Here is an 18,890-nt window from a genome sequence, read left to right as displayed (position 1 = left end):
CGACCAGTCGAACCGCAGTAGGGATCATGGGAGTGCTTTCCGAACGTCGCGACGAGTTGGAGGCCGAGATGTCCAGCATCGGTGGTCGCGAGGCGACGTCTCGCGGCCGTGGCGTTCTGGAGGACATGTCGTCCTGGCGGGACTGGTGTCGCGCTGAGGGCCGAGTCGCTCGGAGGGACGCGTCGTGGTGAGGGGCGCGTCATGTCGGGGTGGCATGTCCGGCTGGTGGCCGTGTCGCTCGCGGCATCATGCGGGGGGTGGACGGCACTTCGGCATTCGGGATGGTGTCGTCTGGATCGCCTCGCTGTCATCACATCCCCGGCCGTTGTTGAGGGTGCGGCCCTGGAAGCTCGGCGTGGCGGGCCGGTCCGCCGCGGGCTCGTGCTGCGGGTGGCGTGCCGGGCACGGGTGGGAACTTCCCTGTCCGATACGATGCCCGAGGGACCCGGAATGTTGCCGGGAACTTCTGCGGAGTGGCGCTCCGCCCGAGAAGCCCGTGCAGCGTTCCGCATGAGTGCGGCGTTCCGTGGGCTTTGGCCGGCGAGCGAGGATCGCAACAGGGGGTGCCGACCCGGTGTCGCGTCGTCTCGTCAACATCACGCTGGATAATCTGGGTGATCTACCGCATCGCTGCCGCGGCTGCGTCTTCTGGGAACTGGACCCCGTCAGCCGCGACCGCGCGTTGGAGAGCGGGGACTCCGGCCTGGAGAAGGAGGCGTGGATCTCTTCCACGCTGCTGGAGTGGGGCAGCTGTGGCAAGATCGTTTATGTCGACAATGTCCCGGCGGGCTTCGTGATGTACGCGCCGCCGCTGTACGTCCCGCGGTCGGTGGCGTTCCCGACGAGCCCCGTGAGCGCGGACGCCGTGCTGCTGATGACGGCCCACATCCTGCCGGAGTTCACCGGTGGCGGGCTTGGCCGGATGCTCGTCCAGGGCATCGCGAAGGATCTCACCCGGCGCGCGGTCAAGGCCATCGAGGCGTTCGGTGATCTCAAGGGGGAGGAAGGCGGATGCATGGTGCCCGCCGACTACCTTCTCTCCGTCGGCTTCAAGACCGTCCGCCCGCATCACCGCTACCCGCGGCTGCGGCTGGAGCTCAAGTCCGCCCTGTCGTGGCGTGAGGACGTCGAGGTGGCACTGGAGCGGCTCCTCGGCTCCATGAGTCCGGAAGGTGCACTCCGACCCGTCTAGAGCGATCTGAGCCATTTGTGTGTGTGGCCCGCCTCCGTGTACGGAGGCGGGCCACACGCTTGTCGCGTTCGCCGCGGGATACAAGGCGGTGTTCCTCGCCTGGATGCCGCCACGCCTGTCGATGTCGTGCGGCGGTGCCGTCGGCCTTCGCGGCTCAGGACTGGGCGGGGGTCTCGGCGGCGTCCTGGTCCTGAAGCCAGTGCTCGGCGTCGATCGCGGCGGCGCAGCCACTGCCCGCGGCCGTGATCGCCTGGCGGTAGACATGGTCGACGACGTCACCACAGGCGAACACGCCGGGGATCTTCGTCCTCGTCGTCGGCGAGTCCACGAGCAGGTAGCCGTCGGTGTCGGTCTCCAACTGGCCGGCGAACAGTTCGCTCCGCGGGTCATGCCCGATCGCGATGAAGAGTCCCGTGATCTCCAGCTGGGCCTCCTCGCCGGTCACGGTGTTGCGCGTCTGGACGCCGGTCACGCGATCCTCGCCGTTGATCTCCACGACCTCGCTGTCCCACAAGAACTTGATCTTCTCGTTGGAGAACGCGCGGTCCTGCATGATCTTGGATGCGCGGAGCTCGCTGCGGCGATGGATCACCGTGACCGAGCGGGCGAACTTGGTGAGGAAGATCGCCTCTTCCATCGCGGTGTCGCCGCCGCCGACGACCGCGATGTCCTGCTCGCGGAAGAAGAAACCGTCACAGGTCGCACACCAGGAGACGCCCCGTCCGGACAGCCGCTTCTCATTCTCCAGTCCGAGCTCGCGGTATCCCGAGCCGGTCGCGACGATCACCGACTTGGCGAGATAGGTCTCGTCGCCGACCTTGACGACCTTGGGGTCGGCGGTCAGGTCGACTTCGGTGACATCGTCGGTGATGAGTTCGGCACCGAACCGTTCGGCCTGCTTGCGCAGGTTGTCCATCAGGTCGGGGCCCATGATGCCGTCCGGGAAGCCGGGGAAGTTCTCCACGTCGGTGGTGTTCATCAGTGCACCGCCGGCGGTCACCGATCCCTCGAACACCAGCGGCTTCAGGTCACCGCGGGCCGCGTAGATCGCGGCCGTGTAGCCCGCGGGGCCCGAGCCGATGACGATGACGTTACGGACGTCGCTCACTGTTCTGTGCCTCTCTTCGTTGACCTTCGGCGCCGGACGACTTCCAGTGGCCGCCACGATGTCCACCTACCGCGCTCTCATCCCCAGGGCTGTTCCGGGAGGCGCGGGTCCGGCACGGCCAGGTCTGCCAGTCGCGTCAACCGATCCTAGGCCCCGGGGATTCCCGCCGCCCGCGCCCAGCGCCCTCGCCGCTCACCCAGCCTGCGGCTCGTCCTGGTCCGTCCACGGTCGTCGGTCGTCAGGTTGCGTGCTTTCGCCCCGTATCTCCGCCCGACATGTTCTTGTTTGCTCGTCCCCCGCTAGTCGCCTCCTTCGTCTCCGTTCGGGCGGCTGAACTGTCAGCATGGCCCGTTCGGATGGCTTCCCATCTCCTCGTCGATAGGACGCGGTTCCTCGCTGGCATGCCGGAGATGGCTCGTCACTCCCCAGCTCTAAGCTGTCCGCATGGCTCGGATTCTGCTTCTCCACTCGATGTACGGGCTCCGTCCCGCCGTTCACCAAGCGGCGGACCTCATACGCGGTGCGGGGCACGACGTCCATGTCCCGGACCTCTACGACGGCCGGGTCGTGGACAGCGCGGAGGAGGGCATAGCGATCAAGGACGAGATCGGTCGGGACGAGTTGCTGCGCCGCGCAGTCGCGGCCGCCGCGCCCCTGACCGGTGAGGGTGGGCTCGTGTACGCCGGGTTCTCGCTCGGCGGCGCTCTCGCGCAGAACCTCGCGCTCGCGGACCAGAAGGCCCGCGGACTGCTCCAGATGCACGGCACCTCGGACCTGGCGGACGATGCGTCCGCCGACATCCCGGTGCAACTGCATGTCGCCGATCCCGATACCTACGAGCCCGTTGACTGGGTGAACGCCTGGTATCTGAGGATGCGCAGGGCAGGGACCGATGTCGAGGTCTTCCGGTACCGCGGTGCCGGGCACCTCTTCACCGACCCGGATCTGCCCGATCATGACCCCGAGGCCACCGAACGCGCCTGGACGATCGCCCTGGACTTCCTGGCCGACCTCTGACCGGCACCCTTCCAGCCCCGACACCCATCCCAGCCGTGCACTCCACCTCAGCCCTGGCACCGCTGCAACCACCGGGTCTGTGATCATCGATCCCGGCGCCCACCCCACCCCACGACGGACGGGACCTAGATCCCGCACGCCCGGATCCCGCAGCGAGCGAGAGCCGAGCGAAGCCACAGGTCAGGGGCGACCGAGGACGCCGACGAGTTCGTCCTACTCAGCTCGACCCAGCCCGGCCGAGCCGATGGTCACTCGCGAGGGCGGCGTAGGCACCCGCGCTCCCGTCTACCGGTGCTCCCGCGCTCTCGCGCGGGCGAAGCAGAAGGCCGCCGACGGCATTCCCACGCCGTCCGCGGCCTTCTCTATGAATCAAGCCTCGCTCAGAGGCGGTATTGATCGTGATGTGTTGATCGTGGTGTGCGGGACAATCCCTCGAACGGTCAGGCTGTCTCTTGCTTGAGAAGGTGCGGGTCCTGGGCGGTGCACTCGGGGCTGACCACCCAGACGTTCCAACTGCCCGGCTTGTCGCCGCGCACCGCGATCACCGTGGCCTGCCGACCTTCGAACTTGGCCTGGTCGACGAGGACCGGCGGCTGACCGCGGGTCACGCTGTTGACGCATCCGGCGAGTTGCTGCCCTGGCGGACCGCTGCGCGACTTCAGGGCCTCTCCCTTGCCCATCAGCCGGTCGACCTGGCCGCCCAGGTTTCCCGCCCGGTAGTCGGTGCCGCTGTGAGCGACGGTGTAGGACGGGGCGTTCAGCATGGTTCCCCCGTCGGGTGCCTGCGGAGCCGCGCCCTTCGCCGCTCCGCGTCCCTCACTCGCATCCTGCACGGGGCTCTGCGCGGCGCCCTGGTGATCGCCGCCGCTCGATTCGTCCAAGGCGATCTTGCCGACCATCGCTCCGCCGCCGAGCACGACCACCGCCGCCGCGGCGGCCGACATTATCCGCCAATGCCGCCTTCCGCGCCGTTGCTCCAGGCTCACCACGGTGGCGTTGTTCAGCGACTCCGCCGCGATGGCGGTGTCGATGCGTTCGGCCAGTTCCGCGGGCATGGACGGGACGGGTGCCTCCGCCAGGATCCGGGAGACGTCCACAAGGTCGGCGGATCGGTCCCGGCATTCGGCGCAGGTGTCGAGGTGCGCGTTGACGGAGGCGGCTTGATCGTCTTCGAGTAGCCCCTCGGCCAGATCGGCCAGGACGTCATAGTCAAGATGAGCGGGGTTCATTTGGGCATGCCACCTCCTTCCACACCTCCGACGTTCCTGGGGTCCCGTCGGTTCCGGTGATGGACGAGAAGTGGCGCCAGCCTCGCCCGGCCGCGCGCGCAGCGGCTCTTGATCGTTCCAGGTGGGACTTCCAGGACCTGCGCCGCGTCATCGACCGAGTACCCCATCATGTCGACGAGGATGAGCGCCGCCCGCTGCTCGAACGGCAGGTGCAGGAGGGCGGTGCGGACGTCGAGGGACACGCCGTGCGCGTCGGTCGGGTCGGGCATCTTCGGCGCGACGGCATCGAATGTGGCGTCGTCCCCCATCGGCGTCGCCGGCCGGACGGACTTGCGCCTGATCCTGTCGAGGCAGGCGTTCACCACGATCCGGTGCAGCCAGGTGGTGACGGCCGCGTCGCCGCGGAAGCGTCCGGCCGCCCGGAACGCCGAGAGGCATGCGTCCTGGAGGGCGTCCGCCGCCTCCTCCGGGTCGCCGAGCGTCCGCAGCGCGACGGCCCACATGCGGTCGCGGTGCCGGTGCACCAGCTCGGCGAAAGCGTGCGGGTCCCCCTCCGCGTGGCGCGCGAGGAGCTCCTTGTCGGGTACCTCGTCCACGCGACGCATGCTCACCGACGTCATGAGCGACCGCTTTCTCGTACGGGACGCCCGATCGGTGCCGGACGTCTGCGACCGGCTGCGCCTGCTGGGGTAGACACCACAGGTTCCTGGGGAGAGGGGACATTCTGTTCACAGGCACGATACCGACAAGCGCCACCCCACGTCACAGCTCGCGACCCCCGTCCGTTCCCTTGCCCGGTCGCCGAATGCCCTGCTGTTCCGGACGGCGCCCCCGCCGCCGGTTTATCCACAGAACGACGTTCTACTTCCCGTCCCGGCCCCAATATTTGACCATGAACGTAGCGGGTCCGGCGAGGTTGCGGCACCTCGTCGACGCCAGAGAAGCCCTGCCACGCAAAGCAAGAGCCTTACCAAGACAGGAGACAGCGTCCCGCGCCCGGCAGGAGCCGGGGAAGAGAGGTGATCAGCTTGTGGAACCGTAGACGGCGATCTCGCTGAGCTTGCCCTTGAGGGACGAGGGGAGCTTGGTGAACCAGACCAGCACGTACTGCCCGGAGACCTGCGGGTTCACCGGAACCGTCAGCTCGCCACCAGTGCCCTGCTGCCGGCCGACGGATTTCAGGTCGGTCGCGGACTGCGAATTGCCGATCTTGACCTGAAGGATCCCACCGACCTGGGGAGTGATGATCTTGATGTTGGACACCTTGACCGAGCGGCCCATGTCGAGGAGGACTCCGATGCCCTTTGAGTAGTTACCGAAGTCGGGGTCGGCGTAGCTCTGGGTCTCCCAACTGGTGCTGGACTTGCCATCGATGACGAGGTTGGTGTTCCGGTTGTACGCCTCGTCGTGGTGGTTGCCGATGGGCTTCTCGAAGCCGGTCACGTTCTGAACGTTCAGCTTGACGGTGGCCGGCTTCGGTGGGTTCGACTTCTTGCCCTGGTCGCTGACCCCGGTGTTGCCCGACTTCTCCTTCGAGCCGTTGTCGATCAGCGCCCAGGCTCCAAGGCCGACGATCACTGTTAGCGCCGCCGCGGCGACGCCGAGGAGAGCGCGGTTGGCGGGCCTGCGCGGCAGACCGGTGGTGCCATGGGACGAGGATCCCGGGGGAGGCGGCCCGGTGTTGCGCCGCGAGCGCGCCCGGGGCTCCGGAATCCGTGTGGTGGGCTGGCTGGCCGGCGGCTGATGCGATTGGTGTGGCTGGTGCGGTTGCGTCGCGGGACTCGTCGAATGCATCGGTGGGCGCTTCGGCGCTGGGGCCGCGGGGCGCGGGGCCGGGGCCTGGACATTGCCGAGCCCGGCGAACAGCGGCAGTGGCGTGCGGGGAACACCGCGCAGCGCCTTGGCCAACTCGGCTGGGGTGGCCAGCGCCCCCGCCTCGCCGAGGCCGAGGCAACGGCAGACGATCGCGTCGACCGCGTGGGAGATGCCGGCCTGCACCTGGCGCGGAGCGTGGGGCACGCCTGCGTTCCCGGGAGCGGGCGGTAGGTCGGAGCCCTTGTCGTCGCCCGGCCAGTGGGCTGTGAGCGCGGCGTACAGCATGCGTCCGAGCCCCCGGACGTCCTCACCGGCAGGGTCATCGGAGTAGCGGTCTCCGAGGACGGCATCGGTGGCTATGCCGAGGAGCTTCACCGTGCCGCCGGTCGTCCAGACGAGGTCGCGGGGGGTGAGGCACAGGTGGGCCAAGCCGGCGGCGTGCGCGGCGGCCATGGCTTCAGCGGCCTCATACAGCAAGGTCGCGGCACGGCCCGGCTCCAGCGGAGCCTTCCCGAGCATCTGCTCCAGGGTCTCACCGACGACCCACTCGCTCACGACGTAGGCGCTCTCGCCGCTGTCGTCGGCGTCGAACACCTGGGTGAGGCGCGGGTCGGTCAGGCGGCTGGCGGCGCGGGCCGAGGTGACGACCTCGGCGACGCGGGGGAACTCGGGGTCGAAGGTGCGGACGGCGACGGCCCGGGCGAGGATCTCGTCGATGGCCTTCCAGAGCGAAGAGCCGCCTGAGTCGCTGATGCGCTCTTCAAGCCGGTAGCGGCCGGCGAGTCGTGTGCCGGGCTCGATAACTGACGTGCTCACGGCAACGTCCTGCGCAGGTGGTCAGATCCCATGTTCGTGGCGTGGCAGCTTACGCCTCCGACCCTCCTCTTTGCGTTCCCCAGGGTGTCGCCCCGCAAGCCGTAGTCCCCCACATGGTAGTGGCTACTCGCACAAGTGGCCGCCTTATCGCCGCGCGTCCTGTGTACTTTGCCTCGCTTTACCATCGAGCTTGGAACAGGTAACTTCCTGGACACCCTCTGTAGCGCACCTGACCGTCCGCCTCCTTACGTCAACCTACGACTGTCCGTGCCGGCGTTCTGACAACCTGGCCGGTGCACAACAACGATCCGTGCCCTGCACCGCACCGGCCGCCTGGCATCGAACACCTATTGCCTGACTGTCACCAATACACCATGACAAGTGCAGCTAGGCGGTGAGGCTGGCCGCGTTGAGGTCTGTCATGTCATACCAGGCGATGTGGCTGACGGCGTGGTGATTGTCATGTCCACACCAAGTGGCGAACCCTGGCGACGGAGCGAGTTCTCCCGCGCGTGCCGCGCGGGAGAGCCTGCTGTGATGCGTCCATGGTCGTGCGTTGAGGTTCTGGAGGCGGTGCGGTGTGCTGCGCTGCTGGTCAGCGGCCGGGGATACGTCTGCTGATGGTGGTGATCATGGTTTGGACCTCGCCCACCCGGAGGAGCTTGGCGAAGAACAGGTAGAGGAGTCCGCCTCCGGCGCTGCCCACCACCAGGGCGGCCAGTCCCGGGAGGAGACCCTCGCCGAGCGCCGCGTCCACGATGGCGTGCGCGGCGTAGGCGAACCCGATCAGGGGCCAGAGCGCGATGGCCAGCTTGAGGTAGGTCACGGCGATCCGGCGGCCGTCCATGCCGCCGAGGCGACGGCGGAGGATGGCCCAGCCGACGAGCGCGCCCACGGTCTGGGCCAGAGCGAACCCGGCGGCGATCCCTACGATGATCTTCTCGGTGGGCAGTGCCTTGTAGGCGGTGAACGCCATCGCGATGTTGGTGATGACCACGGACACGCTGATGAAGGCGGGGGTCCGGGTGTCCTGCATGGCGTAGAAGACGCGGAGCATCAGCTGGTAGGCGGCGAACGGGACGAGGGCGATCGCGAACATCTCAAGGACGTTCGCGATCACCTGGGCGTTCGACACGGTGGTCTGGCCGTGGGCGAACAGGACGGTGGTGATCTCTCCGGCGAGCGTTGCCATCAGCGCGGCCGCCGGCAGGATGATCACCGAGCACAGTCGCAGCCCGCTGGAGAAGTCGTCGCGGACCTCGCCCATCCGGTTCGCGGCGGCGTGCTCGCTCATCCGGGGCAGCAACGCGGTGATCACGGAGACGCCGATGATCGCGTACGGGAGCTGGAACAGCTGGTAGGCATTGAAGTAGGGCGTGTAGCCGACGTCGCCGAGGTGTTCCTTGCGTCCGAGCACACCCGCTGCGTTGCTGAGCGAGGTCGTCACCGCGAAGCCGATCTGGGTGATGATGACGTAGCTGAGCGTCCACACGGCCATCCGGCCCATCTGGCCGAGTTCGCCCTTGCGGAAGTCGAGCCGGGGCCGCCAGCGGAACCCTGAACCGCGTAGGGACGGCCATAGCGCGATGGTCTGGAGCGCCATGCCGCCGATGGTGCCGCCCGCCAGCAGCGCGACCTCGCTGTCCGAGATGGAGCCGGGCGTCACCGCCCCGGTGCTGACCAGCAGGAAGGCGGCGGCCGTGCCGCAGATCACGATGTTGTTGAGCACCGGCGCCCACATCGGTGCCCCGAACCGCTTGCGTGTGTTGAGGATCGCGCCGGAGAAGGCGCTGACACCGAGGAAGAAGATCTGTACGGCGAACAGCCGCGCGAACAGCACCGCGAGGTCGCGCTGCGCGCCCTCCATCGCGCCGCCGTAGATCGTGATGAAGACCGGGCCGAGCAGCACCGCGGCGACGGTGATCACTGCGAGGCCCAGGACGGCGAGGGTGAACAGCCGCTGCTCGTAGCGGGCGCCGTAGGCCGCGTCGCGCTCCCGGGCCCGGACGATCAGCGGGACGACCACCGCGGTCAGCACACCGCCGAGCAGCAGGTCGTAGACGATGAAGGGGACCGTGTTCGCGGTGTTGTAGGCGTCCGCCAGCGCGCCGGTGCCGAGGGCCGCGACCAGCATGGCCGTCCGGAGGAAGCCGGTGACGCGGGACGCGAGGGTGCCCACGGCCATGATCGCACCGGAGCGCAGGATGCCGGACGCGCCCCCGGCCCCGCCCCCGGAGTCCGCACCGTCCTCGGGCGGGACGTCTCCGGACGGGAAGTCCACGGCCGTCTTGGCGGCGACTGGTGCTCCGCCTCCGGGGAGCGGGACGTCAATCGCGGTTCTCGCCGCGATGTTTGCCCCTGCGACCGGTTGGCCGCCCATCGGCTGCGGGTTCGGGTACCACTCGGCCGGATTCCCCTGTGCCGGATTCCCCTGTGCTGGGTGTCCCTGTGCTGGATTCCCTTGTACTGGGTGTCCCTGTTGTGGGGGATTCGTCGATTCCTGCCCCGGGAACAGTGGCGTTTGGGCCTGATATCCCTGGCTGGGACGGCCCGGTTCCTGAGGTCCCTGGCCCGGCGGATTCGGGCTCGGAGAGCTCTGAGGCTGTCCCTGGTGCGGGTACCCCTGGCGTTGTGGGCTGTGGCCCGGTGGGCTCTGGCTCGGGGGCTGCCCAGGCGTCGGGTAGGGCGAAGCCGGCTGTCCCTGTTGATTCGGCTGTTGGTTCGGATGCATCTGTGGGCTCGGCTGTGCCGGAGTACGAGGCGGAGCCGGGAAGTTCTGGGTACGACCCGAGGGCTGCTCCTGCGCCGGCTGTCCCGGCGTTGTCGTCCAGCCCGGTCCCGGTGGGTTCTTGCTCGTGCCAGGGTGCCTCTGGTCCTGCTGTTGGTTCGGGAGCGGTGATGAACTCTGGGGCGAGGGGGTCCCCCAGCCCGGCCCAGGGGTCTGGCCGCTGCCCGGAGGCTGACGGCGGGGCCGGTCCTGGGTCGGCGGCAGGCCCTGGTCCGAAGGGGCCGCCCAGTTCTGCCCCGGCGGTCGGTGGCTCTGCCCCCGCTCTGGACGGTCCGGAGGCGGTCCGCCATGGCTTGGCGACGGTGTCCAGCCGGGTCCAGGGGTCTGGGTCGATTGCGGCCGACTCTGGTGCAGGGGACTCTGATCCGAGCTCGGCTGATCCTGTTGTGTCGTTGGCTCCGGGTAGAACTGGTTCTGGAGCGGTGGACGGTTCGGCGGCGTATTCGGCGTTCCAGGGGGTGGGTAGGCCGGGGTCTGTGCTGGCCGGCCCTGGCTGGGGTCCTGTTTCTGATTCTGTGTGCCCGGGTTCGGCGTACCCGACGGGGGCAGCGAGGAGGGACTCTGGCTCGGCCCGCCTTGGTTCGGAGGCTGATTCTGTGTCGGCTGCTGAGCCCGTCCCGGAGGCTGCGTGGGGGGCGTGCCTTGTGGTGGCGGAGGAAATGCCTGGTAGGGACCCTGCCCAGGGTTCGGTGCCGGGGCCTCCGGGCCCGGGGATGCCGGGGCCGGGGAACCCGTTTCCTGGTCCTCCGGGTGTTGCTGGTCCCATTCCGGTCGACCCGTCACCGGCTGCCTCCGCTTTTCGGCGGCGCCTTGCTCTGATGGCCCGCACTCCGACGCCCACGAAGAGTACGGCAAGTCCGCCGCTCGTGATGAGGAGGGCAAGACGCCCGTACCCAGTGGTGCGGACGGTGATGTCCTGGCCGTTGCCGAATCGCTTGCCGCCCGAGTTCGGGATTTCCAGTTGCAGGTGGACGCCGAACTTGCCGTTGCCCGCCGCCTTCGCCGGGATCCATCGCTGCACGAGTTCGCCCGCCCGGAGACTGATTATCTCGTCTTCGGGGTCGAGACGTCCAAGCTGCAGTTTGGTGCTGTTGTCCGAGGTGGCGGTGAGCCGGACCGTGACCGACTGATTGCGCAGCTTGTTCTCGATGGTCACGGGCAGCTTTCCCGAGCTGCCCGCCATATTCACCCGTTTGCTGTTGGGGGTGACGATGCGGACCTTGTTCATCTCGCGTTCGAGCTCGAACGACAGCTCGTCCCTGGCCCGTTTGGCGAGGACGCCCCGCGAGCGCCAGGCCGTCGATTCGGTCCGGAGCAGGGCGCGCTGATAGGAGATCTTGATCGGTTTCGTCATCACGGCCTCGAAAGAGGCGGCGCGCCGGGCGATATTGCGTACCTGGGCGAGGTATGGGGAGCCGAGTTCGTACCGTAGGTAGTCGTCGGAATAGCCGTTGAACACCCGGCCCTGTGGCTGCGCGGACTCGAACCTGCTCAGCTGCGTCGGGCTCGTCCACGCGGACTTGGTGAAGGACAGCAGGTTCTTGGCGAGACCGGGAGCGGGGTTCCAGTGCCGGTCGGGGGCGATGATCACCGTGCGCTGGAGGTTCGGCGTCTCCGCGGCGATCATCGCGGTCTCGGCGAGGAAACGCTGTTCGGTCAGCACCCCGCCGCCCGCGGAGCGCGAGCCCTTGCTGACGATCTCGTTGAGCTTGTCGTCGTAGAGCAGGGCCTTCTTGGTGCCCTGGGTGGACGTGGGGAGCGCCGTGACGGCGTTCGCCGCGGCGCCCTGGACGGGCAACTGGAACTGGTTGCTGCTCATAAGGAAGGATCCGCTCGGCTTCAAGGCGAGCTTGGCGAGCAGGTCGAGCGTTCCGGGGCCGGCCGCGCCCGCCGCGGGCCAGGCGATGTGCGCGTTCGCCGGGCGGCCGAGGGTCTGCGCGGCGATGCCGGTGTTCTTGGGGTCGTAGGCGGTGACGACGTCGCGCGACATCTTGTAGCGGACGAGTGCCAGGACGTCGGGGTCGGCGTACGGGACGGTGAAGTAGGGGTCGCTCTTGGCGGCCTCCTTCAGCGCCGTCAGCCAGGCGGCGGCCGCCGCGCTCTTGCGTTTCTCGGTGGTCTTCCTCGTGCCCGGGGACTTCACCGCGTAGTTCTGACCCGCCATCTGCTGGACGTCGTCCAGAAGGGCGGGGTCGATGCCCCAGGTGATCGGGGTGTTGGTGGCCGCCGCCGCGCCGACGAGTTCGCTGAGCCGTCCGCCGGACGCCATGTCCTTGCTGAGCTGGTCGTCGAGGAAGGTCTGGTCGTCCGCCCGGTGTTGCCGGTCGATCAGGGGCCAGACCCAGCCGACCGCGACCTTCTTGAAGTTGCCGCGGGTCGGGACGAACGTCAGGAAGGTCGTCACGCCGCCGACGACCTGCTGGGCGGAGTTCAGGACCTCGACGCCCACCGGGTAGACGCCGGGGGCGCTGCCGAGGGCCCGCAGTCCGAGGGCCTTGGCGGTGGTCTTGAATCCCCAGTTCTGCTTGCCGCCCGCCGTGGTCGCCCCGGCCAGCGGTACTGGTCGGCCGACTCCGGGCAGCGCGGACGGCTGCCCGGCCGCGACCCGGTCGAGTTCGCTGCGGCTCGTGATCGGCTGCGATCGGTAGCGGAGCCGTATGGTCAGCCCAGGGAGCTGGTGTCCCGAACGGTTCTGGGCCAGGCCGGCGATGTCGATCAGCGAGTTCTCACGGACGGTCTTCGGGGTGACCCTCGTCAGGGCCAGACCCACCTGCGCGCGCGCCGACGCCTGCTGAGCTGAGCTGCCCAAGTCTGGTTGCTCTGGCGCGTCGGGTTGTGCCGGCGTGTTCGGTTGGGTCGCCGTGCCGAGCCGCGCCGTCCCGTTGGGGAGCGCGGAAATCGTGCGCGAGGCAGCCAGCACGGGAGCGGTCCCCGCCGGCGCCGTGGCCGCGATGATGCAGGGCAGCAGGGCGGCCAGCGCGGCCGCGCGTTGGACCGTCCTCACGCCATGTCCGCCCAAGGGCCGTCCGCCTGGACCGCCTCGGGACGGCAGGGTTCGATTTCCCGCACCACGGCCTCGATGGTAGTCCCGACATCGGGCCCGTCAGACCTTCCCGCCCACCTGTGGCATGGATTCTGGTCGTCCGGATGCCGAACCACCTCGCCACCGTGGCGGACGGGACGGATGAGGTCCGCAAGCATCACCGCGCGCTTGACCATGCCATGAGCGCCCGAAGGCGAGAGCGGGGACCCGCTGGGCGCATCCCCGCTTCCGCGTGGCGGCGGGCCGGTGTCGCGGGACGAGCAGGCGGGATGCCGGAAAGATTCGCCATCGGCCGGAGATGTTCGGGTCAGGGGGAGTCTGTTCGGGTATGCGGCTGGCGGAGGCCGATCGGGAGTGAAAGGCGTGCGACACGCGGGTGACCGCCGGGCACCGGGTCAGGCGACGGGGTGACGGAAATCTGGCGTATTCGGACGGCTTGTACGGTCCCTGGCGGAAGGCTGGAACAGGTTCACCGGCTTGGCTTCGCACAGCATGTACAGGGAGCGTCCTCGGATGCCCAGCGCCGTCGACGGCTCGCCTGTCGCCGTGTAGACCACATCGTCGCCAGGAAGATCGTCCACCAGGTGCTGGTCGATGAGCAGGGGCATGGAGTCGGGCAGGAGCAGCGGGCAGACGAGGTCGGCGGCGTACTCGGTGACGGCGTTGATCAGATCGGCGCGCGCCGGGCGCACCAGCCGCGCGCCGGTGGCGAGCCGTACCGCCTCGGCGGACGGCCGTGCTCCCGCCTGGACGATCACACCCGCCAGGAAGCGATGTCCCCTGAAGGCCTCGCCGCAGGAGTAGACGCGTGTCACCAGGCACCGGTCCGCCGGGAGGCCGAGCGCCTTGGGTAACTCGTCGGCGTGGCCCATCGCGATGGGTAGCCGCACGATCTCGTGCGCGGCTTCCCATCCGAGCAGCGCGCGGTGGATGGCGAGGGCGTCTTTCATGATCGGGCTCCTCCCGCGGGACCTTCCCGCTCACCCCCGTGACTGGTTACTTCCCTGTGCCCCCGTGCTGCTTGCTCTGAGATGGATATCCCCACATACCCGAGGTGTTCCACCTAATCCTCATCGTCCGGCTTTGCCGAACCGCGCGGTGTCGCACACGCCGCGGCCGCGGCCTGGCCCGTGCGCGGTCCGTCCAGATCTGTGCCGCGTCCGTCCGGGCCTGTTCCGCGCCTGTCCTTGCGGTCAGCCGCACCCGCGGCGGACCGCGAACCTGCCGGATCCCGCTACCGTTGTCGTACGGGAGGCTCACCGGAGGTCGCGCTGGCGTCATCGGGGTGTCCAGAACGTAACCCGCGGTTCGCGCCATATGAAGAGTCCGCGTCCTCCTTCCGACGGTCTCCGGGCCGCGCGAGGGTACGGGGCGTGCCCCCGCAAGGACTTTCGCGCGCGCCCCCGGGTATCACTAAAAGTCCTTTGTCAGCCTGCTTACCGAGGAAATACGCTCGATGCCCGTGCCCAACCAGAACGTGTCCCCAGAGTCCTCGCCGACGCGGCGGACCGCCATCGCCGAGCTGCTCCGCAAGATCGCACCCATCGCCGACGAGCTCGGCGGCCGGTTCGCGGCGGCCGGGCACGAGCTGGCACTGGTCGGCGGCCCGGTGCGGGACGCGCTGCTGCGCCGTCCGACCAAGGACGTCGATCTCACCACCGACGCGCCGCCCGAGCGGATCCTGGAGATCATTCGCGACTGGGCGGACGCCCTGTGGACGATCGGGATCGAGTTCGGCACGGTCGGGCTCCGCAAGGACGGCGTCGAGCTGGAGATCACCACCTACCGCAGCGAGTCGTATGACCCGAAGTCCCGCAAGCCGGCCGTGTCGTACGGCACCTCGCTGGTGGAGGATCTGCGCCGGCGCGACTTCGCGGTGAACGCCATGGCCGCGCGGCTCCCGGGTTACGAGTTCGTCGACCCGTTCGGTGGCCTCGCCGACCTGCAACGCGAGGTGCTGCGGACGCCCGGCCGCCCCGAGGACTCCTTCAGCGACGACCCGCTGCGGATGCTGCGCGCCGCCCGGTTCGCCTCGCAGCTCGGCTTCACGGTCGCGCCCGACGTCATCCAGGCGATGAAGGACATGGCGGGACGGATCGAGATCGTCTCCGCGGAGCGGGTCCGGGACGAGCTGTCCAAGCTGATCTGCGGCCGGTTCCCGCGGCAGGGGCTGGCGCTGCTCGTCGACACCGGGCTCGCGGAGCACGTCCTGCCCGAGTTGCCGAAGCTGCGGCTGGAGATCGACGAGCATCACCGGCACAAGGACGTCTACGAGCACTCGCTGATCGTTCTGGAGCAGGCGATCGCGCAGGAGGAGGACGGCCCCGACCTCGTCCTGCGGCTCGCGGCGCTGCTCCACGACATCGGCAAGCCGCGCACGCGCCGGTTCGAGTCCGGCGGGCGGGTGTCGTTCCACCACCATGAGGTCGTCGGCGCGAAGATGACCCGCAAGCGGCTGACCGCGCTCCGCTACCCCAAGGACGTCATCGCGGACGTGTCGCGCCTGGTGGAACTGCATCTGCGGTTCCACGGTTACGGCACCGGCGAGTGGACGGACTCGGCCGTCCGCCGCTACGTCCGGGACGCGGGGCCACTGCTCACACGCCTGCACAAGCTCACCCGGGCCGACTGCACCACCCGGAACAAGCGCAAGGCCGAACGGCTCAGGCGGACCTATGACGATCTGGAGGTGCGGATCGACCGGCTCGCCCAGGAGGAGGAGCTGGCCGCGATACGTCCGGAGATCGACGGGAACGAGATCCAGGAGATCCTCGGGATCAAGCCGGGGCCGCTCGTCGGTCGGGCGTACGGGTTCCTGCTGGAACTGCGCCTCGACCAAGGCATGATCGGCAAGGAGGCCGCGGCCGACGAGCTGCGCCGCTGGGCCGTCGGAGAGGGAATCCTCTCACCGGGCGGCAAGGCATCCCTCCCGCCCGAGAGCAGCCGCCCGTCCGAGGGTCGCTCGTCTGGGGGCGAACGCCCCGCCGGGGACGCCCTGACGGCAGAGGATGGTCGACCATGATCCCTCTACAGCTCGGGCGGCTGAGCCCTCACCGGACCGAGCAGATGCTGGAGTTCGACCGCGACCACATCTGGCATCCGTACGCGCCGATACCGGCGTCGGTCCCCGTCCATCCGGTCGTGTCGGCGGACGGCGTCCGGCTGACGCTCGCGGACGGGACCGAGTTGATCGACGGCATGTCGTCCTGGTGGGCCGCCCTCCACGGCTACAACCACCCGAAGCTGAACGCGGCCGTCACCGGGCAGCTCGGCAAGATGGCGCACGTGATGTTCGGTGGCCTCACGCACCCGTCCGCCGTCCGGCTCGCCGAGAAGCTCGTCGAGATCACTCCCGAGCCGCTGACGAAGGTCTTCTTCGCCGATTCGGGCTCGGTCGCGGTCGAGGTCGCGATCAAGATGGCGCTGCAGTACTGGCGTTCGCAGGGACGTCCGGAGCGGCACCGGCTGCTGACCGTCCGCGGCGGCTACCACGGCGACACCTTCGGCGACATGGCCGTCTGCGACCCGGTCAACGGGATGCACCACATCTTCAACGACGTCCTCGCCCGCCACGTGTTCGCGCCGGCTCCCCCGCTCGGCTACGCGGCCGTCCCCGACCAGGCGTATCTGGACGAGCTGTCCGCGATCGCCACCGCCCACGCGGGCGAGCTCGCCGGGATCATCGTCGAGCCGATCGTGCAGGGCGCGGGCGGCATGCGCTTCTACGCCCCCGAGTATCTGAGGGCCCTGCGCGACATCGCCGACGAACACGACATCCTCCTCATCCTGGATGAGATCGCCACCGGCTTCGGCCGGACGGGGGAGCTGTGGGGCTGCGACCACGCCGAGGTCGTCCCGGACATCATGTGCCTCGGCAAGGCGCTGACCGGCGGTTACATGACCATGGCCGTGACGCTGTGCACCGACCGGGTCGCCCATGTGATCACGTCCGGGGAGGCGGGCGTCCTCATGCACGGCCCGACCTACATGGCGAACCCCCTGGCCGCGGCCGTCGCGTCCGCCTCGATCGACCTCCTGCTGTCCCGCGACTGGCGGGACGAGGTGGACGCCATCGAGGCGATCCTCACCAGCGAACTGTCCGATGCGGCGTCGCTGCCCGGTGTCGCCGATGTCCGGGTCCTGGGCGCGATCGGCGTCATCGAGGCCCATGAACCCGTGGACGTGTCGTCCGTCCAGGACGTGGCCATGGCGCATGGCGTCTGGCTCCGCCCGTTCGGGAAGCTGATCTACGCGATGCCGCCGTACGTCTGCACCGAGGACGAGACGACCCATATCGCCGCCGCGATGAACGCCATCGCCGAGTCCCTCTAGATCCTCGGCCGGTCAGCGAGCGGCCGCGACCGGTTCGCGGGCCCGGGACGCGGCGGCGCGGTAGACGATCGCCCCGACCCCGTAGGCGATGATCACACCGATGAGGGCGAGGTGCGCGCGGCCGTCGGGCGGCAGCAGCGCCGCGGCCAGTGCCGCCGAAGCCGCGAATGTCGCGTTGAAGAGCATGTCGTACACGGCGAAGACGCGTCCGCGGTAGGCGTCGTCGATCGACTCCTGGAGCGTCGTGTCGACGCACAGCTTGACGCCCTGCGACACGACCCCGAGGGCGAACGCGCCGGCGGCCCAGGCCGGCTCGGTGTAGGGCAACCCGAAGATGAGCAGGCTCACCGCCGCCGCGCCGAGCAGGCACGCGATCCACCCCGGCTTGCTGATCCGGCGGACCACCGCCGGGGTGATGAGCGCGGCGGCGAAGTACCCGGCGCCCGACACCCCGAGCATCACCGCGAAGGTGGTGAGGCCCTGGTCGGCGTCGTCGCTGAAGTGGTTGCGGCACAGCAGCAACGTCATGATCAGGATGACGCCGTACAGGAGCCGATGGAAGGAGATCGCCCCGAGCGCCAGCGCCGCCTGCCGGCGGTGCAGGATGTGCCAGCCCCCGTCCGCGAGCCCGCTCAGCACCGTCCCGAGCGCTTCCCGGACGTGCGGCGCCGCCTCGGCCGCAGGGGCGTCCCCCACGGCATTGCGGTCCGGGCTGCTGCCGCTCTCCGGCGGGTCGGTGTTCTCGGATGAGGTGGGACTCGCGGCCGGGTAGGGCCCGAGCAGCCGCCGCGGCAGCGTCGTCGCGATGATCCCGGCGGCCAGGAACAGGCCGGCGGCGGACGCGAGGATCAGCGCCGTCCCGTCCGTCCCGCCACCGAAGAGACGCCGCAGCAGGTAGCCGAGCCCGGCGCCGGTGAACGCGATGATCGTCCCCGAGGTCACCGCGAACGCGTTGGCCGTGACGAGATGGTCGCGCCGCACCACGTGCGGAAGCGCCGCGGACAGTGCCGCGAGGAAGAACCGGTTGACGCCGAGCACGATGAGGACGCCGAGGAAGAACACCGCCCCGTCCTCGCCCGCCATGACCAGTCCCGCGACGAACAGCACCAGCACCGCGCGCAGGATCGGCGTCCACAGCAGGATCTGCCGCCGCTGCCAGCGGTCGATGAACACTCCCGCGAACGGGCCGAGCGCCGAATACGGCAGCAGCGTCACCGCGAAGGCCGCCGCGGCCTTGCCCGCCGTCGTCTGCCGTTCCGGAGAGAAGAAGACATAGCCGGCGAGCGCCACCTGGAAGACCCCGTCGGTGAGCTGCGAGGCCAGGCGCGTCGCGTACAGGCGCCGGAAGTTCCGGCCCCGCAGGATCTCCCGCAGTTCCCTAGCCCTCACCCGATCACCTTATGCGCCTTCCGGTCTCCCCAATTCCCGTGCAGGAAGGGACCAACCGGGCCCTTCGGAGCCCAGGACGAGCCACCGGGTGAGGTACGGGCGGCCTTGCGAGTTCGATCAGCGGCAGGGAGTTCACGTCCTGTGACCGTGGTTCTGGTCGG

12 protein-coding genes are annotated in these 18,890 nt (G+C 69.2%); 4 read left to right on the top strand and 8 right to left on the bottom strand.

The window, feature by feature from the left end; translation table 11 throughout:
• The first annotated feature begins 574 nt into the window (after positions 1-574).
• Complete coding sequence (locus AMA02S_RS02290) at positions 575-1,192, top strand: GCN5 family acetyltransferase (RefSeq protein ID WP_067450708.1); 618 nt, start codon at positions 575-577, stop codon at positions 1,190-1,192.
• A 154-nt stretch (positions 1,193-1,346) separates the two neighbouring features.
• Here the strand turns inward: AMA02S_RS02290 and trxB are convergent, their stop codons facing one another.
• Positions 1,347-2,300 (bottom strand): thioredoxin-disulfide reductase, encoded by a 954-nt coding sequence (trxB, locus tag AMA02S_RS02285; protein ID WP_067450705.1) that lies wholly within the window; start codon positions 2,298-2,300, stop codon positions 1,347-1,349.
• A gap of 444 nt (positions 2,301-2,744) precedes the next feature.
• On the opposite strand from trxB, the gene AMA02S_RS02280 reads away from it, so the two are divergent.
• Positions 2,745-3,317, top strand: a complete 573-nt coding sequence (locus AMA02S_RS02280; RefSeq protein WP_067450702.1) for a dienelactone hydrolase family protein — start codon at positions 2,745-2,747, stop codon at positions 3,315-3,317.
• Positions 3,318-3,757: 440 nt separating this feature from the next.
• On the opposite strand, the gene AMA02S_RS02275 is transcribed toward AMA02S_RS02280, so the two are convergent.
• From AMA02S_RS02275 to AMA02S_RS02245, 6 genes are all read right to left on the bottom strand, one after another.
• Complete coding sequence (locus tag AMA02S_RS02275) at positions 3,758-4,546, bottom strand: anti-sigma factor family protein (protein ID WP_067450699.1); 789 nt, start codon at positions 4,544-4,546, stop codon at positions 3,758-3,760.
• Positions 4,543-5,166 carry an RNA polymerase sigma factor SigM gene (gene sigM / locus AMA02S_RS02270; protein WP_174550924.1) on the bottom strand — a complete coding sequence of 208 codons (624 nt, stop codon included), beginning with the start codon at positions 5,164-5,166 and terminating at the stop codon, positions 4,543-4,545. The genes AMA02S_RS02275 and sigM overlap by 4 nt, the downstream gene beginning before the upstream one ends.
• 403 nt (positions 5,167-5,569) lie before the next feature.
• Positions 5,570-7,177 (bottom strand): protein kinase family protein, encoded by a 1,608-nt coding sequence (locus AMA02S_RS02265; RefSeq protein ID WP_067450693.1) that lies wholly within the window; start codon positions 7,175-7,177, stop codon positions 5,570-5,572.
• A gap of 595 nt (positions 7,178-7,772) precedes the next feature.
• Positions 7,773-9,458, bottom strand: a complete 1,686-nt coding sequence (murJ, locus tag AMA02S_RS02260) for a murein biosynthesis integral membrane protein MurJ (protein WP_067450690.1) — start codon at positions 9,456-9,458, stop codon at positions 7,773-7,775.
• Positions 9,459-9,504: 46 nt separating this feature from the next.
• The gene (locus AMA02S_RS02255; protein ID WP_067450687.1) at positions 9,505-12,969 is read right to left on the bottom strand and encodes a DUF6049 family protein; all 3,465 of its coding nucleotides are present in this window, start codon (positions 12,967-12,969) and stop codon (positions 9,505-9,507) included.
• 434 nt (positions 12,970-13,403) lie between these two features.
• Positions 13,404-13,958 (bottom strand): aminoacyl-tRNA deacylase, encoded by a 555-nt coding sequence (locus AMA02S_RS02245; RefSeq protein WP_067450681.1) that lies wholly within the window; start codon positions 13,956-13,958, stop codon positions 13,404-13,406.
• A gap of 506 nt (positions 13,959-14,464) precedes the next feature.
• On the opposite strand from AMA02S_RS02245, the gene AMA02S_RS02240 reads away from it, so the two are divergent.
• Positions 14,465-16,030, top strand: coding sequence for a CCA tRNA nucleotidyltransferase (locus AMA02S_RS02240; RefSeq protein WP_084264441.1), 1,566 nt, complete (start codon positions 14,465-14,467; stop codon positions 16,028-16,030).
• Positions 16,027-17,340, top strand: coding sequence for an adenosylmethionine--8-amino-7-oxononanoate transaminase (locus tag AMA02S_RS02235; RefSeq protein WP_067450678.1), 1,314 nt, complete (start codon positions 16,027-16,029; stop codon positions 17,338-17,340). Before AMA02S_RS02240 ends, AMA02S_RS02235 begins: the two co-directional genes overlap by 4 nt.
• A 12-nt stretch (positions 17,341-17,352) precedes the next feature.
• On the opposite strand, the gene AMA02S_RS02230 is transcribed toward AMA02S_RS02235, so the two are convergent.
• On the bottom strand, positions 17,353-18,729 hold the full coding sequence (locus AMA02S_RS02230) for an MFS transporter (RefSeq protein WP_067450675.1): 1,377 nt from the start codon (positions 18,727-18,729) through the stop codon (positions 17,353-17,355).
• Between the last annotated feature and the right edge of the window lie 161 nt (positions 18,730-18,890).

Source organism: Actinomadura macra NBRC 14102, assembly GCF_001552215.1.
In the GTDB taxonomy this organism is placed as follows: Bacteria; Actinomycetota; Actinomycetes; order Streptosporangiales; family Streptosporangiaceae; genus Spirillospora; species Spirillospora macra.
Note: the sequence above shows the minus strand (reverse complement) of the source record. Positions and strands in the feature narration are given on the sequence as shown.